General features: G+C 64.2%; 10 protein-coding genes. 4 read left to right on the top strand and 6 right to left on the bottom strand.

Features of this window, described 5'->3' with window-relative positions:
* Position 1: 1 nt before the first annotated feature.
* Positions 2-1,900: an LTA synthase family protein gene (locus VGM61_RS14665; protein ID WP_331523573.1), complete on the bottom strand. Its 1,899-nt coding sequence runs from the start codon at positions 1,898-1,900 to the stop codon at positions 2-4.
* 190 nt (positions 1,901-2,090) lie between these two features.
* Between VGM61_RS14665 and VGM61_RS14670 the strand changes: the two genes are divergently transcribed.
* From VGM61_RS14670 to VGM61_RS14685, 4 genes are all read left to right on the top strand, one after another.
* Positions 2,091-4,694: a glycosyltransferase family 2 protein gene (locus tag VGM61_RS14670; RefSeq protein ID WP_331523574.1), complete on the top strand. Its 2,604-nt coding sequence runs from the start codon at positions 2,091-2,093 to the stop codon at positions 4,692-4,694.
* A gap of 88 nt (positions 4,695-4,782) precedes the next feature.
* On the top strand, positions 4,783-6,549 hold the full coding sequence (locus VGM61_RS14675; RefSeq protein ID WP_331523576.1) for an autotransporter assembly complex family protein: 1,767 nt from the start codon (positions 4,783-4,785) through the stop codon (positions 6,547-6,549).
* Positions 6,546-10,328: a translocation/assembly module TamB domain-containing protein gene (locus VGM61_RS14680; RefSeq protein WP_331523577.1), complete on the top strand. Its 3,783-nt coding sequence runs from the start codon at positions 6,546-6,548 to the stop codon at positions 10,326-10,328. Before VGM61_RS14675 ends, VGM61_RS14680 begins: the two co-directional genes overlap by 4 nt.
* Before the next feature lie 2 nt (positions 10,329-10,330).
* Positions 10,331-10,882, top strand: a complete 552-nt coding sequence (locus VGM61_RS14685) for a glutathione peroxidase (protein WP_331523578.1) — start codon at positions 10,331-10,333, stop codon at positions 10,880-10,882.
* Positions 10,883-10,886: 4 nt separating this feature from the next.
* Here the strand turns inward: VGM61_RS14685 and pssA are convergent, their stop codons facing one another.
* From pssA to VGM61_RS14710, 5 genes are all read right to left on the bottom strand, one after another.
* On the bottom strand, positions 10,887-11,504 hold the full coding sequence (gene pssA, locus VGM61_RS14690; protein ID WP_331523579.1) for a CDP-diacylglycerol--serine O-phosphatidyltransferase: 618 nt from the start codon (positions 11,502-11,504) through the stop codon (positions 10,887-10,889).
* 120 nt (positions 11,505-11,624) lie between these two features.
* Entirely contained in the window at positions 11,625-11,912 is a 288-nt protein-coding gene (locus VGM61_RS14695; RefSeq protein ID WP_331523580.1) for an XRE family transcriptional regulator, read from the bottom strand.
* A gap of 109 nt (positions 11,913-12,021) precedes the next feature.
* The gene (gene murD / locus VGM61_RS14700) at positions 12,022-13,383 is read right to left on the bottom strand and encodes a UDP-N-acetylmuramoyl-L-alanine--D-glutamate ligase (protein WP_331523581.1); all 1,362 of its coding nucleotides are present in this window, start codon (positions 13,381-13,383) and stop codon (positions 12,022-12,024) included.
* On the bottom strand, positions 13,370-14,707 hold the full coding sequence (gene murL / locus VGM61_RS14705; protein WP_331523582.1) for a UDP-N-acetyl-alpha-D-muramoyl-L-alanyl-L-glutamate epimerase: 1,338 nt from the start codon (positions 14,705-14,707) through the stop codon (positions 13,370-13,372). The genes murD and murL overlap by 14 nt, the downstream gene beginning before the upstream one ends.
* On the bottom strand, positions 14,704-17,262 hold the full coding sequence (locus VGM61_RS14710; protein ID WP_331523588.1) for a bifunctional aspartate kinase/diaminopimelate decarboxylase: 2,559 nt from the start codon (positions 17,260-17,262) through the stop codon (positions 14,704-14,706). The genes murL and VGM61_RS14710 overlap by 4 nt, the downstream gene beginning before the upstream one ends.
* Between the last annotated feature and the right edge of the window lie 37 nt (positions 17,263-17,299).

Below are 17,299 nucleotides of genomic sequence, written 5' to 3' on the forward strand. Positions count from 1 at the left end.
CTCAGGGCACGCCTGGCGCCTTCCCGAGCTGCCGGTAGCGTAATTCCTTGTATGCCCAGCTTGGCCACAGTGAGGTTGCCAGTGCCTCTTTGGCTAGCGCCGGGTCAACCGGCGCTAGTGTCAGGGTGGATTTTCCATCGTAAGTGAACGCCTGGGCCGCCTTGTGCGGTTCGTACACGATGAGCTGGTTGCCCTTGAGGTAACCGAAGTTGTCGCCGTACTGCATCACGGCCCGGTCCGGGTCTCGCACGGTGAGGTCGGCGCCGGGCATCGGATGCTCGCTGCTGATGCCCATCAACGACAGCAACGTGGGAGCCATGTCCACCTGGCTGACGATGTGCTCATCGTGTTTCACGGGCACCTGCCCGCCCAGGATCAACGCCGGGATGTGGAAGTGTTCCACCGGTACCAGGCTGGCTCCGAATACGCGCGCGTCGTGGTCGGCCACGATCAGGAATACGGTGTTCTTCCAGTACGGCGATTGCTTTGCCTGCTCGAAGAATTTGCCGATGGCGTAGTCGGCGTAACGCACCGTGTTGTCCACGCTGGCCGGGTCACCCACCGGGGTGATGCGGCCAGCCGGATACTGCCAAGGCGTGTGGTTGGACACGCTGAAGGCCAGGGTGAAGTTCCGGTGGTCGCCATCGGCCATCAGCCGCTTGTGCAGTTCGTTGAACATGTCTTCATCGGACGCACCCCACGAACCGACGAACACCGGGTTGGTGAACGAGGCGCGGTCCACCACTTCGTTGAAGCCGTTGCCTAAGAAGAACCCGCGCATATTGTCGAAATGGGCCTCGCCGCCGTAGATGAAGCGCGAGTGGTAACCCTGCTGGCCCAGCAATGCAGCGATGGTGAAGAAATCGCGCTGCGACCGGGGCTGCTTGAGTACGGCCTCGGCCGGGGTGGGCAGGAAGCCGGTGGTGATCGCCTCCAGGCCCCGTACCGAGCGCGTGCCGGTGGCATAGGCGCGGTCGAACATCCAGCCCTGGCTGCCCAGCTCATCAAGATGCGGCGTGAGGTCGCGGCCGCCCAGGCTGCCGACGAACTGCGCACCCAGGCTCTCCTGCATGATGATCACCAGGTTCAACGGGTGGGCCCGTGGCCGCCTTGCCACCTGTTGGTGCAGGGTTGGGTAGCGCGGATCCAGTGGCGGCCCGTCGAGCCCGATGCTTCGGCGGAACTCGTTGTTCATGGCATCGACGGCCATGTGCGGGTAGAGCTCTGCCGACGACCGCTCGCTACGCAGGGCCTCGATGGCGTTGGCCACGTTGTACAGGGAACTCAGCGGCAGCGTATTGACCATGCTGTCGCTGCTGAAGGCCACCGTGGCCTCGTTGATCGGCCGATGCTCCAGGGTGCCGCGGGCGGCAAGGAAACAGACGGCGAAAATCAAAAGGCAGGCGATCGGACGCGTCACCCATCTCAAGGGGCGGTCCGCCGGTCGCGTGGCCAGCAGGCCGAAGCCAAACCAGCCCAGCAGGATCAGCACCAGCAACGAGCAGGCCACCACCATCTTGTAGCCGTGCCACAGCATCGACCCCACTTCCACCGGGTTCACCAGGTATTCCACGAACAGGCGGTTGGGCCGGGTGTCGTACTCGACGATGAATTGCGGGGTGGCCACTTCAAGAAGCACCAGCAGCAGCCAGGCCAGTCGCAACCACCACGCGGTGATGCGGGTGGGCCAGGGCCGGTGGCCCAGCCAGGGCGACAGCACCGCCGGAATGGCCACGATCATGGCCAGGAAGCTCAGATCGATGCGCAGGCCGCCGAACATCACCGGCCACAGGCCGCCGGCGTCGTGGACGCGCTGGAACTGCCAGAGGGACAACCCCAGCCGGCTCAGGGTGAGCAGCACGAAGGCAGCCACGAGGAACCGAAAGACAAGGCGACGCATGCCCGACTCCTGGTAAAAATTGTGCAAAGTCTAGCGGACGCAACGTGCACGCCGCCGCCAAGCCCGAAGATGTCACACTTAAGGCTCCGCTGACTGGCCGGCACCCCATGCGTTGAGCCATCCGGCGGGCTTGGTTAAGCTCACACGATTATTCACGCCTATCTGGGGGCCAGACGGTCCGGGGAATGTTTTGAGCGCACCTGCACCGACCGAACGACGCCCTTCCCTGGTAGTGGCACTCTTCCTGGCCCTCCTGGTCGCCGGAGTGAACTTCGGCCTCTGGTTCGTGGGCAACATGCCGCACGGCCCGGAAGACTGGCACGGTCAGATCAGCGGCTTCGGCTTCACCGCCTACCAGCGCTACCAGAATCCCATGCGCGGGGATGTCTCCACCGACGCCCAGATCGACGCGGACCTCAAGCTGGTGAAGAAGTACTCACCGCGCATCCGCACCTATTCGATGCTGGAGAATCCCCAGGTGTTCCGCCTGGCCCAGGCCGACGGCGTGGACGTGATGGCCGGTGCGCTGCTTGATCGCCGGCTCAACAACAACGAGCGCGAGCTTGCCGCGCTGATCGCACAAGCCCAGCGTTACCCCAAAACCATCACCCGCGCCATCGTGGGCAACGAATCGTTGCTGACGAGCGAACTGAAGCCCGAACAATTGATGGCTTACCTCGACCGGGCCCGGGCCGCACTGCACCAGCCGGTGTCCACCGCTGAGCCCTGGCACATCTGGGAACGCTACCCGGAACTGGTCAAGCACGTGGACTTCATCACGGTGCATCTCTTCCCGTTCTGGGAAGGCCAGCCGATCGACCGCGGGCTGGCGCTGAAGGACAGTCTCGACCGCTACAACGAGTTGAAGCGGCTTTACCCAGACAAGCCCATCGTGGTGGGCGAGATCGGTTGGCCGTCCAACGGCGATCGCTTCAAGTATGCCAAGCCCAGCGTGTCCAACCAGGCGATCTTCCTGCGCGAGTGGATGAACGCTGCCCAGGCCCGCCACATTGATTACTACATCCTGGAAGCCTTCGACCAGCCGTGGAAGGAAAACCTCGGCGAAGGCCGCACCGGCGCGTACTGGGGCTTGTTCAACGCCGACCGACAGCAGAAATTCCCCTTTACCGGACCGATCACCGAAGACACTTCGTGGCCGTGGAAGGCGCTGGCGTCGTCCTTGCTGGCATTCATCCCGATGGTGGCGTTCGCCCGCCGCTTTGCGCGCTTCAAGCTGATGGGCCGGCTGTTCTTCCTGATGCTGATGCAGATGTCCTGCGGCCTGATCGTCTGGTCGGCCACCCTGCCCTTCAACTTCTACTTAAGCCCCTTCGACTGGTCGATGCTGGTGCTGCTGTTCCCGGCGCAGGTAGCGATTCTGGCGATCCTGCTGATCAACGGCTTCGAATTCACCGAGGTGCTCTGGCGGCGCAAGTGGCTGCGCGAGGCCGGCATGCTCACGCCCGATCCACCCGAACGGCAGCCCTTTGTCTCCATCCACCTGGCCTGCTACAACGAGCCGCCCGAGATGGTGATGCTCACCCTCGATTCCCTGGCGGAGCTTGATTACGCCAACTTCGAAGTACTGGTGATCGACAACAACACCAAGAACCCGGATGTCTGGAAGCCGGTACAGGAATATTGCGAGAAACTCGGGGAGCGGTTCCGCTTCTTCCATCTGGAACCGTGGCCTGGCTACAAGGCCGGCGCGCTGAACTTCGGCCTGACCGAAACCGACCCGCGCGCGGATGTGGTGGCCGTGATCGACGCCGATTACGCGGTTCGAAAGGATTGGCTGTCCAGCCTTACCGGCTACTTCCACGATCCGAAAGTGGCCGTGGTGCAGTGCCCGCAGGCCCACCGCGAGTTCGAGAACAATGCCTTCCGCCGCATGACGGCCTGGGAATACGACGGCTTCTTCCGCATCGGCATGCACCACCGCAACGAGCGCAACGCCATCATCCAGCACGGCACCATGACCATGGTGCGGCGTTCGGCACTGGAAGGCACCGGCGGCTGGTCGGAGTGGACGATCTGCGAAGACGCCGAGCTCGGCCTGCGGTTGATGCACGCCGGCTACGAGCTGGTGTATGTCGACGAACTGATGGGCAAGGGCCTTACCCCCGCCGACTTCAAGGCCTATAAGAGCCAGCGCTACCGCTGGGCGTTCGGCGCCATGCAGATCCTGAAAGGGCGCTGGCACTGGATGACCCGTCGCGGCCCGTTGTCGGCCGGCCAGCGTTTCCATTTCCTTACCGGGTGGTTCAGCTGGTTCGCCGATGCGCTGCACCTGGTATTCACCCTGATGGCCATTTTCTGGACCGCGGGCATGGTCGCCTTCCCGCAGTACTTCAACCTGCCGATGCAGTTGTTCCTGATCCCGGTAATCGGCTTTTTCTTCGCCAAGATGGTTTTCGGCTTCACGCTTTACCGCGCGCGCGTGCCTTGCGGCTGGCGCGACACCCTGATGGCATCGCTGGCCAGCATGAGTCTTTCCCATGCCATTGCCCGCGGCATCATCCACGGGCTGACGCGCAAGAAGACGGCATTCATCGTCACCGCAAAGAGCCGCCGCCTGGGTGAATCCAGTTTTGCCGCGTTCACTCCCGTGCGCGAGGAAATGCTGATGGTGCTGGGTCTTGCCCTGGCCGTGGCCGGCATGGCCAAGGCCTTCGGCACGGCATACTTTGAGAGCATCCTGTGGATGTTCATCCTGGCTGCATCTGCCATCCCGTATCTTTCTGCCACTGTCGGCGCGTGGATCGCGCATAAGGCCGGTGATACCGCAGGCTGAGATTTCTTGCATGGAATAAGGCAGGCACGCGCGTTACCGTTAACGATGCCCGCCCCAGGTCGGCGCTAAGGAGAGAAGACCTAGCATCATGCGCCGCACGATCTGCCCTTTATGCCTCGCCGCTGCGCTGCTGCTGTTGCCCACCTGGGCCCATGCGGCCGTGAAGCTGGTGGTGGACGGCGTTGATGACACGCTCAAGCCCGCCGTGGTCAACTCCGTGGCGTTAAGCCAGTACGCCAATCGCGACGTCACCGCCGCCCAGGTGCGACGCTTGTATGAACAGGCCCCCGACCAGGTCCGCGAAGGATTAAAACCCTACGGTTATTACGAGGCGGACGTCACGGGCGACATCGTGCAACAAGGCAACAACTGGCTCGTCACCCTGCATGTGAAAGCAAATACCCCGGTAAAAATCACCGGGGTGAATATAAGCATTGACGAGACCGTGGCCAGGCTGCCACGCATCCGCGGCGCCGTGACGGGGGTAAAAAACCTCAAGGGCCAGGTGATGGACGATGGCGTGTATGAAGGCGCCCGCGATCGCGTTGGCGCCATGCTTACCGCCAGTGGCTACCTTGATGCCCGGAACACCAAACACACGGTGGAAATTACCCGTGCCGAGCACCAGGCGGTAGTAACCCTCGCCTGGGACGTCGGCCAGCGCTATCGCATCGGCCACATCGCCTTCAAGGGCTCGCAGTTCCGCGATGGTTTCCTCGACCGCTACCTGCCCTTCCACGAAGGCGACTACTTCTCGCAGGATCAACTTCTGCAGTTGCAGCAGGCACTGAACGGCGCGGATTATTTCTCCGTGGTAAACGTGATGCCCGATATCGACAACGCGAAGAACGGCGTGGTCAATGTGAACGTGGAACTGGCGCCGGCGCTGCGCACCATCTATACCGGCGGCCCCTTCATCGGCACCGATACCGGCTTCGGGCTTCGCGGCGGCATCGAGAAGCGCTGGGTGAATGATCGTGGCCACAAATGGAAGAATGAGGTCGTGGTGGCGCAGCGGTTGAAAACACTCACTTCCCTCTACACCGTCCCGATGCCCGGCCCCGACCAGCGCAGCTTCAATTACGGCGCCACCTTCCGCGATGCCGATACCACCACCTCCACTGCACACACGCTGGAGCTGGTAGCCAACGAAACCAAGCTCTGGCACGGCTGGACGCGGGTGATCGGCCTGCACGCGCTCACCGGCACCTTCACCGTCGGCAAGAAGGGTGGCGAGACGGACAACACCATCGGCATCGAGCACGGCCGCAGCACCTTGCTGTATCCGGAAATCTCGTTGTCGCGAAAATCCGGCGACAACCCCATCTTCGTGCGACGCGGCTGGTCGGTCACGCTCACTGCGCGCAGCACCGTGGGAACCGTGCTTTCCAGTACCAGCTTCACGCAGTTCCTGGCCGATGGAAAATGGATCCGCAGTTTCGCCGGCAACAACCGCTGGATCCTCCGCGGCACGGCCGGGTATACCACCACCAGCGACTTCAGCGACCTGCCTCCGCAACTGCGCTTCTTCGCCGGCGGCGATCGTTCCGTGCGCGGCTACGGCTTCCAGGCCCTGGGGCCGCGCAACGATTTCGACCGCGTCATCGGCGGCAAGAACCTTTTGGTGGCCAGCAACGAAGTGGAACATTACTTCACCAGGAATTGGGGCATGGCAGCCTTCGTCGACGCCGGCAATGCGTTCTCCGGCACCGACATCCGCCCGGCGATCGGCGCGGGCCTGGGTGTGCGATGGCTTTCGCCGGTAGGCATGATCCGCGTGGACGTGGGCACGCCCATCCATAACGACCGCGAGCATGGCATCCAGCTGCACGTGGTGATCGGGCCCGACCTATGACCGATACCGCGACCCGCGCTCCCGTGCCACGCCGCCGCTGGTGGCGCTTCACCTTGTACACGCTGGCCTTCCTGCTGGTGCTGGTGGTTGCTTTCGCCTGGTGGCTGCTGGGTACCGCGTCCGGGCTTTCCTTCGCGCTGGCGCGGGCGCAGGGCTTCACCGCCGGCGCCTTGCAGGTGGGCCACGCCGATGGCCGTCTTATCGGTCCGCTGACATTAACCAACGTCCGCTACGACGACGGCAAGGGCACGCGGGCTACGGTGGGCAGCATTGAAGTTGACTACGCCTTCCGCGCCCTGCTCGGCCGCACCGTGCACGTGCGCCGGCTCGATGTGGAAGACGTATCGGTATCGTTGCCTGCACCGCAACCGGATAACGAACCTTCAACGCCGTTTTCGCTTGAACCGCCCGTCGTGATGCGCTTGGATCAGGCCCATGTGGGCAAGGTCACCATCTCCCAGGACGGCAAGGCGCTCTTCGCTTCCAACACGCTCGACCTCGCTGCCTCGTGGACGAAGAAAGGCATCGAAGTACACCAGCTCGCCCTTCGCGCGCCCGAGGGCCAGGCCGACCTTGCCGGCACCCTTGCCGTTGGCAAGGGATACCGCGGTGATGGCCAGGCGCAGGTGTCCTGGCAGGTGGGCGATACGCGTTATGCCGGCAAGGTAGTGGCGCACAGCGATGGCGCGAAGGCGAAGCTTGCCATCAGTGTTACCGAGCCGACCTTGGCCCAGGTGGATATGGATCTGGTGCAATCCGGCGACTATGCCTGGACGGCGAAGATCGATGCACCACGGTTCGATCCCAAACCGCTGCTCGGGGAAAGTTCACTCACCGCGCTTGGCTTGCACGTGCAAGGCAGCGGCAATCGTTACGGTGCAAACCTCACCGGCGATGCCGATGTCAATGAATACCACCTGCGCCTTACACCGCTGCGCGCGCACTTTGACAAGAACTACAAAACGCTCACCCTCGAGCAATTGAACCTCGCCACCGACCGCTTCAAGGGCGCGTTGCAGGCATCGGGCACGGTGGACCTTGCTGCCACCCCGGTGTCCGCCAACCTCGCCCTGGCCTGGACCGATCTTCTGCTACCGGCCGATCTCGCCGGCCAGGAACTGGCCTCGCAGGGCAAGGTCACCGCGCGCGGCAGCGCCGATGCCTTCCACGTGGAAGGCGCGGTTGATGTCGGTCCGCCCGGGAAGCTTGCCAAGCTGGCGCTCAACATCGATGGCACGCCCCAGCGCATCGCGCTCAATACGCTCACTGTGATGCAAGCAAAGGGCAAACTCGACGCCACCGGCACGCTTACCCTGCAACCGGAACTGGCCTGGAAGCTCGAGGCGAAGGCGGATGATTTCGACCCCGGCCAGCTGGCCGCGGGATATGACGGCTCACTCGACTTCGACCTGGGCACGGAAGGCGTGTTGGCCAAGGCCGGACCGCACGGCACGCTTGACCTTCGCAAACTCGTCGGCACCGTGCGCAAACGCGAAGTGGGCGGCAGCGGCGAACTGACCCTCAAGCCCAACCGCGTGGTCAACGGCAAGCTGCAGCTGAACTCCGGCAACAGCACCGTCGGCATCGATGCTCGTGGCGACGCGTCCAACGATGCCGATGTGCGACTGGCCATCGCCTCGCTCGGCGACTGGCTGCCCAACGCCGGCGGCAAGATCGATGGCCGCTTCAACGTCAAGGGGCTGTGGCCGAAGTTGAGTGTCGACGGCACGCTCAATGGCCAGGCCGTGGTGGTCGAGGGGCAGAAAATCCAGCGGTTGATGGTGGAAGCCCACGTGCCGGATGTCACCACGCCCGGTGGCAAGCTCAACGTGGTGGCCAGCGGCGTATCTGCTTCCGGGCTGACTTTCGACAGCGTGCGCGTGGACGCCGGTGGCAACGCGCAGCGTCACGATCTTCACGTGGTGGCGCGCGGACAGCCGCTTTCCACCGAAGTGGCGTTGAATGGTTCGCTGCAGGGTAAACACTGGAGCGGCAGCCTTGCCACGCTGGATCTTGATTTCGCCGGCATGCCGCGCTGGCGCCTGGCGCATCCGGCGGCACTGGACTGGAACGATGGCGCGGCAAGCCTTGGCGAAGCCTGCCTTACCGCAGGCGACCCTTCGCTGTGTGTCGCTGCCAAACAGGACAAACCCGGCAACCTCGATGCGAGCTACAAGCTTCGCCAGGTGCCGCTGGCGCTGCTGATGAGCCTGGCGGGCAATGCCAACATGCCGATCCGCGCCGAGGGCATGCTCGAAGGCGATGGCGCCATCAAGCGCAGCGCCGCCGGTGCCTTGAGCGGACAGGCCGACATTCGCTCACCGCATGGTTCGGTGGCCTATAGCGATCACCCCGACCAGCCCCTGGTGACCTACGACGGCCTCACGGCTTCCGCGCAGCTTTCGCCGGCAACGCAACACCTGGTGCTCGCCGCCACCCTCGACAAGGGCGGCAAGCTACAAGGCAACGTCACGGTCAGCGGCGCGCAGCAGGCGCTGTCGGGACAGCTGGGCATCGACCTCACCGACCTTGGCGTGATCGAGCTCTTCACCTCCGAGCTTGCCGACGCCAAGGGCCGGTTGCACGGGAATTTCCAGCTCGGCGGCACCGTGGCCAAACCCGCGGTCACCGGCCAGGCAGCGCTGGAAGATTTCTCCGGTGAGGTGCCGTCCGCGGGCCTGAAGCTTTCACAAGGTCGGCTGACCCTGTCCACCACCGACGCGCAGGTTTTTCAAATCGACGGCGGCGTGCACTCAGGCAAGGGCCAACTCACCATCGCAGGCTCCGCGGGTATCGGCACAGGTACGGGAACCACGCTTGCAATCACCGGCAGCCAGTTCACCGCGATGGATATTCCCGCCGCGCAGGTCGTGATCTCGCCGGCGCTCACCATCAAGCAAGGCAAGGAAGGCATCAACGTCAACGGCAAGGTCACGCTGGATCTGGCCGACGTCGACGTGTCCCGCCTTCCCGGCGCCGGCGCCACCAAGGCCTCGCCCGACGTCGTGGTGGTGGACGAAAAGAACCAGCAGCAGGAAGAAGCTGCCACGCCCATCAGCGCCGACATCTCGGTGGACCTCGGCCAGAAGACCCATCTGGTGGGTTTCGGCATGGACGGCAGGGTTTCCGGTGTGCTCGCCGTGCGCGAGCGGCCGGGCCGCGTCACCAGCGGCCAGGGGCAGATCCGGGTGGACGGCGTATACCGCGCCTACGGCCAGAACCTCAACATCGAGCACGGCCAGCTGCTGTTCGCGTCCACGCCCATCGACAACCCCGGGCTGAACATCCGGGCCTCGCGCAAGATCAACCCCAACTCCACCGTCGATGACGGCCAAAAAGTGGGCCTGTATGTGTCCGGTACCGCGCGCCGGCCTGTGCTTACGGTGTTCTCCGAGCCGGTAATGGAGCAGTCCGACGCACTTTCCTACCTGATTACCGGCAAGCCCCTGAGCCAGGTGAAGGGTGGCGAGGGCAACCTCGTCGGCGGCGCGGCCCAGGCGCTGGGGTCGGCCGCGGGCGACCTATTAGCCAAGAAGATCGGCAGCCGCATCGGCGTGGACGACATCGGCGTGCAGAACAGCGACGCGCTCAATGGCAGCAGCGCCTTCACGGTAGGCAAATATCTTTCGCCGCGACTTTACTTAAGCTATGGCGTGGGCCTGTTTGAGCCAGGCCAGGTGATCACCTTGCGCTACCTGTTCAGCCGGCGCTGGAACTTCGAGGCACAGAACGCTACCGAGTTCTCCCGCGCCAGCTTCAATTACCGACTGGAGAAATAACCATGGCATCGCCCCTATACGACATCGCCGTCGACGACATCGATGGCAAGCAGACCACCCTCAAGCCCCTGGAGGGCAAAGTGCTGCTGATCGTCAACGTCGCCTCCAAGTGCGGCCTGACCCCGCAGTACGAAGGGCTCGAATCGGTGTACGAGAAGTACCGCGACCAGGGCCTGGTGGTGCTGGGCTTCCCCAGCAACGATTTCCTGGGCCAGGAGCCGGGCACGGAAGCTGAGATCAAGGCCTTCTGCGAAACCAACTTCAACGTGCAATTCCCGATGTTCGGAAAAGTGCACGCCAACGGGCCCGAGCGCCACCCGCTGTATGCCTCGCTGATCAAGGCAGGCCCCGAAGCCACGCCCAAGGATGGCGGCCAGTTGAGGGAAAAGCTGGGTGAGAAGAACCTGCTGCCGCCCGGCAAGACGGACATCACCTGGAACTTCGAAAAATTCCTGGTCGACCGCAAGGGCAACGTGGTGGGCCGCTTCGATCCGGATGTCACCCCGGATGATCCGAAGCTGACCAAGGCCATCGAGACCGCGCTGGCGGCGTAACTGTCTAGAGCTTGGGTATCCGGATTCTTGAGATCATGAAGGATCCGGATACCGCGAACATCAGCACCAGCGGGTGCAGTTCGAAAGGCCCGAAGGCCACCGCGCCGAACCACAGGGCATCGCCCAGGGCGCCGGCCCACGCCGCCCACGCAAGCACGGCCACCAGCACCAGTGATGTCGGGATCGGCGTGCCCTCGAAGAACTTCACCTTGCCGTCCTGCGAATTCGCTTCCGCGGTAACGTTATAGCGCGCCAGGCGCGACACGCCGCAGGCGACGAAGAACGCCAGCACCACGCGGTCGAGCGAGCCCTGCATGCCGCAGCCGTAGCCGATCACCGCCGGCACCACGCCGAAGGAGATCACGTCGGCGAGCGAATCAAGCTCACGGCCCATGGCCGAGCTCTTCTGGCGCCACCGCGCCACCCGGCCATCGAGCACGTCGAAGATGAGCGCCAGCGCCACCAGGCCGCAGGCCAGGTACAGGTGCCAGCGCTCGCCGTATTGCAGGTAGCTCATCACCGAAAACAGCGCACTCACCCCGCTTACGGCATTGCCCAGCGTGAACCAGTCGGCCAGGTGGAATTCCCGGATCATGGAAAACACGCGGCGCGGCTGCTGCATGGGCGGAGGGTCCGGTCGAGGGAGGTTCCGCGCATAATAGGGTGCGGGGGCGTGAAGAGGGAATCCATTCACTCCGCCAGGCGTAGCCCATGCCCCCTGCCCTCGTAACGTCAGTCGGGTCTAGATGAACTGAACCCGGAGTGTCTTACCGAGAGCAGCTGCAGCCTTGGCAAGCGTTGTTAGCGTCATGTCGCTATCCCGGGCGTCGAGCAAGTCGTTCAACGTCGCCTCGCTGGTTCCCATCTTCGCCGCGAGCGCGGTTCTGGTCAGATCCTGAGCCTTCATGGCCTCTTCGATTTGCCAGACCATGACGCGTTTCGTTGCGGTGGCAGTGACTTCCGCGAGGATTCCGCACTCGGCGAGGAAATCGTCGAAGCTGCTTCCGATGTACTTGTTCTCGAATGGCATGGTCGCTTCCGATTTGCGCCAAGCCGATTATCCATGCCAGGGGCGACGAAAACTTGCGAAGAAGCACCATGTATCAGGCAGCAGGTTTACTCCCTGGCCTGGCGTGCATCTATAGGATGCCCAGTCCCATGATGCCGCCTGCCTCCAGTTCCAGTCCGGCCATGGAGGCAAATGCTCGCCCGCGGTCCGCGTAGTCCTTGAACTGGTCAAAACTTGGCGCGCCCGGCGACAGAAGGACCGTCCCGCTCTTCCCGATCACCAGTCGCGCGTACTCGAACGCCGATGCCAGGTCTGGATGTAGTGTGACGTTGGAGATGCGTGCCTCTTCCAGCAACTGGTGGATACGCGGCCCGTTCTTGCCCTGGCAGACAATCGCCGCAGGCGGGCTGTCCTTCACGGCATCAACAAAACCATGCCAGTCCAGTCCACGATCATGGCCGCCAACGATCACCGCAACCGGCTTGCCCTGAAGGGTTTCAAGGGCCGCCAGCGTCGCCATCGGCGTGGTGCTGATGGAGTCGTTGATGTAAGTGATGCCATCGCGTTCGCCCAGGGGCTGCAGCCGGTGGGGAAGTGCATGGAACGAAGCCAGTGCTGGTGCGGCGCCCACGGCGTCCAGGCCCATGTGTTCGATCGCGGCGAGGGCGGCGCAGGCGTTCAGCGCGTTGTGCGCGCCCGGCGCCGGGATGATCGATGCCTGCACCACGCGGTCACTGCCGCGGTGGATCCAGCCGTCTTCCACATGCCAGCCATCAGGACGACCGAAGAAGAAGCGGCCGGGATGGCCATGAGTTCGCTCGATCAACGTGCCTTGCTGGCCATTGATGAGCAGCGCTTTCGAGGCATCGGCAAGGCGCAGTTTGTCCTGCACGTATTGCTCGACGCTGCCGTGCCAGTCCAGGTGTTCCTCGTACAGGCTGGTGACCACGCCCAGGTCCACGTTCGCCGCTTCAGCGGTCTGGAAGCTCGAAAGTTCGATCGCCCACACATCCGCTTCCTGGCCATCGAGCTCCAGCAGCGGCAGGCCGATATTCCCTGCAAGCGCAGTGCGCACGCCCAGCGAGCGCGACAGGTGCGCGATCATCGCGGTGGTGGTGCTCTTGCCCTTGGTGCCCGTCACGGCGATAGTCCGTGCCCGCGGGTGCGCGGCAAACCACAAGGCAGTGCCCGAGGTAAAGGCTGTACCCCTTTTCCTGGCGGCGAGGATTTCACTGCGGTAGGCGGAAATCCCGGGCGACTTCACCACGATGTCGAAGGCGGCCAGCAGGCCGTCATCGGGCACGGCCGTGCGGACGTCGAGCGATCGAAGTGTTTGCCCGAAAGCGCGCGCTTCATCTTCTTCCGATGGCAGGCAGAACAGCGCCAGCGGCGCATCGGGCAGGCGCTTGCGCAACCACGCAAGCGTGGCGCGGCCCTCGCGGCCGAAGCCCCAGGCCGCGATGCGCCGTCCTTCTAGCTTAGTCCAGTGCATCCAATGCCCCATGCAGCCAAGCCGGCACCAGGTGCGCGGAGGCTGGCTGCAGCCATGGCTCCAGGGCCAGCTCCGAGACGTTCAGCTGCGGCAGGATCTCGCGGCGGAAACGCGCCACCAGCGCGTCCTCCTTCCATTCGGCGCGTTGCGACAGGGCATACATCGCCGCGCGTGCCTCGGCACCCTCACCCACGCACTCGAACGGTTTGTGGTCGTGGAATTCCAGCAACGCATCGAACCCTGCCGCTTGGGATTCGTCATCGAGCAGGTTGCGGCCGAAGATGGTGAGCAGCCGCGGCTTGGGCATGAAGGGCGCCAGTGCCAGGAACACGAAATGGCACTTCGGGCACTGGCCGCACCAACGATCCGCAGGCTTGGGGCCCAGGATGCGGAAGTTGCGGTTGCAGCTGGAGAACACGTCGAAATACGGCGCGCCCAACCTTGCAAAGGCACGGGTGACGGCCAGTTCCGAATGCGGGCGGAGCAGCGAGCAATAGTCCAGGTCCTGGGCCACGTGGCTGTGCAGGTAACCCTGCAATGCCTGCTCGAACATGAAGCCCTTGCTCCACTGGTGGTTCACTTCCTGGCCTTCGTATTCGAGCGTGGCGACCGAGGCGGAACGCTCATTGGCGAATACCACGGCGCTATAGCCGTAGATCACCGCCGCCATGGCGAGGATGGCCGAATTCACAGCCGTTACCGGGATGTGCCCGTTCCAGGCGCCAAGGCGATTGAGCTCGAACAGGCCGGGGCTCAATTCCCTGCCGATGTTCAACGTCGGCAGGCCGGTGCGCGCGGCACAGGCGGCGATCAATGGCGAATTACCTACCCAGGTGGCGGTAGCCTCGGCGCCGATGGATTTCACCGCCTCGACCACCACTACCGAATCCTTGCCACCACCGATGGGAAGCAGCGCGCGGCGGGGGAGGTCCAGCACACCCGCCGGCGGCGGATTCCCACCACGGGGAAAACGCACGCGACCACGCAGGTCCAGCCCGTTGCGATAGGCAAACTCCGCCAGGCCGTGCAGGTATAACGCATCGAGAAGATCCGCTGTGGCGTCGTCGGGCTGCTCACCGTGCACGACGATCGTCTCGGGTACCGCAGCCTTGTAGTAGCTGACGCCAGCCATCAGGTGCAGCAGGCGCAGTACCGCTGCCAGTGCGCCTGCGCATTCGGCCGGCACCGCGGGCGCATCGGGAAAACGCACGCGCTCGATCAGTTCCTCGCCGTCATCGAAGCGGTAGACGAGTTCGGCAACGCCATCGACGTAGTCATGGCGGACAAAATGAAAGCTCTGCGCCGCGCGCGGGTCCAGGCTCATGGCAGCACCACTTCGTCGGCGTCGTCGCGCAGGTTGTAACGGGAGCTCATTACCGCACCATAGGCGCCGGTCTGGGCGACCAGGATCACATCGCCCTCGATCGATTCGGGCAGGCGGCGGTCTTCGCCAAGGATGTCACCTGATTCGCAGATCGGGCCGACGATCTGGTACATCGCCGTGGCCGGTTCCTCCAGGCGCGTGAGGTTGACGATGTCATGCCAGGCATCGTACAGCGCCGGACGGATCAAACTGTTCATGCCGGTGTCCACGCCAAGGTAGCGCACCGTGCCCTTGCCCTTGTCCTGGTTCACCCGGGCCAGCAACACGCCAGCGTCGGCCACCAGATAGCGGCCAGGCTCCATCCACAGCGAGAACTGCGGATAGGAAGTGCGTACCTGCGCCAGCACCTGCGCCAGCGCGTCGATGTCCAGCGACGGCTCACCCGGATGGGAGGGCACGCCCAGGCCGCCGCCGATGTTGAGCACGGTGATGCTGCCTATGCGCTCGGCCAGTGCTGCCAGCTGCGCGTACACCTCGCCCCAGTGCGCGGCATCCAGGATGCCCGAGCCCAGGTGCGCGTGCAGGCCGATCACCCGCGCGCCGGCCTCGCTGGCCATGCGCAGCGCGCCATCGAGCTGCTCGATGGGAATGCCGAACTTGCTGCCGATACCGCCAGTCTTGACCTTCTCGTGATGGCCCAGGCCGCGCCCAAGGTCGATGCGCAGCATCAATTCGCGGCCAGTGAACATGTCCGCGTAGTGCTCAAGCGGAAACACCGCGTCGATGGTGATCGTGGCCCGCGTTGCCAGCCCTGCCGCGAAGTCCGCCCGCGAGGCGAAATTCGGCGTATAGAGAACGGGCGTGGATTCGGGCACCGAGGCCATCACCACCGCAAGCTCGCCGGGCGACACGCATTCAAGGGCGAAGCCTTCCTCGGCCAAAGCCTTGAGGATGGAAGGATGCGTGTTGGCCTTTACCGCATAGTGCAGGCGGTCAACGCTTGCCAGCGCATGCAGCTTGCGCGCCTGCCCGCGCACGGTGGGCAGGTGGTACACGTAGCGCGGCGAGCGCTCGGCGGCGAGCTTGAGCAGGGTGTCGCGCTCGTCGCGCCACCAGGGGCGCGTTGGCTTTACTTCGGCCACCGACCCGTACAGCGTTTGCCAGGCCGGGCCGAACAGCAGGCTGTCATCGGTGCGCAGCGCACCGGCGCCGATCAGCATGTCGTGCAGGCGCGGCAGGATGTCGTCGACGACGTCTTCATCGACCACGAAGGTGATGTTGAGGTTGTTCGACGACTGCGAAATCAAATGCACGCGCAGCTGCCCGAACTCGGCAAGCACCGCTGAGAGCTTATGCAGCATCGAACGCATGCCGCGGCCCACCAGCGTGATGGCGGCGCACGGCGCGATCACCTTCACGCGGCAGACCTTGGCAAGGTCGGCCGCAAGCGCGGCCACGGCGTCGGAATCGAGCAGGTTTTCGGTGGGGTCCAGCGATACCGTGACGTTGGTCTCGGCCGAACTGATCAGATCCACCGACAGCCCGTGCTTCTTGAAATTGGCAAATACATCGGCAAGGAAGCCTACCTGCTGCCACATGCCCACCGATTCCATCGCCACCAGGGTGATGTTCTTGCGCGCACTGATCGCCTTGATGCTGGGCGCCTGTTCGCGCACTTCCGGACCGATCACGGTGCCTTCGAGTTCAGGGCGGTTGGTGTCCTTGATCAGCAACGGCACGCGCGGCTCGCGCAATGGCGACAGGCAGCGCGGGTGCAACACCTTGGCGCCGGTGGAGGCGATTTCCTGGGCTTCCTCGTAATCGAGCTTCTGCAACAGGCGCGCACCGGCCACCTGGCGCGGGTTGGCGCTGAACATGCCGGCGACGTCGGTCCAGATCTCCACCCGTGCGGCATGCAGCAGCGCACCGAAATAGGCAGCGGAGGTATCGGACCCTCCCCGGCCAAGGAGTACCGTGCGGCCTTCCTCGTCGCGGGCAATGAAGCCCTGGGTGATGAACACCTCGCCAAGCTCCGCCAGGCGCGCGCACAGGGTGCGGTCGTGGCGGGCTTCCACCATCGCCGAAAGCACGCGCGTGCGCTCGTTCTGGTTGGGCAGCGCCACCGCATGCAGGCACTCGCGCGCATCGAGCCACGTGGTGGGCAGGCCCTGCGCGGTAAGGAAGGCCGAGCCCAGGGTGCTGGACAACAGCTCGCCGTGCGCCTGCACCTGGGCAGACCATGGCAACTCGCCGAGCTCGGCGTAGCCCTCGGCCGCCAGCGTCGCCAGGTCGTCCAGCCGTGCGTGCAGGTTCGCCGGCACATCCAGCCGCATGTCCTCGCACAACGCGTGGTGGCGTTCGCGCATGGTCCTGGCCTGCGCCGAGCGATCGATGGCATCACTTTGCGAGGCGATATGTTTGAGCGTATCGGTCACCCCCGACAGCGCCGAAACCACGATCAGCACGCGGGCGCCTTCGGCGCGGCGGCTGGCGGCCAGTTCCAGGATATTCCGCCAGCGGGGGGCGGTAGCGACACTGGTGCCGCCGAACTTCATCACAATCCAGGGGGCGTCCGCGGGCAGCGGGGCCGGA

The sequence above is a fragment of the Pinirhizobacter sp. genome (assembly GCF_036499745.1).
GTDB lineage: Bacteria > Pseudomonadota > Gammaproteobacteria > Xanthomonadales > Rhodanobacteraceae > Pinirhizobacter.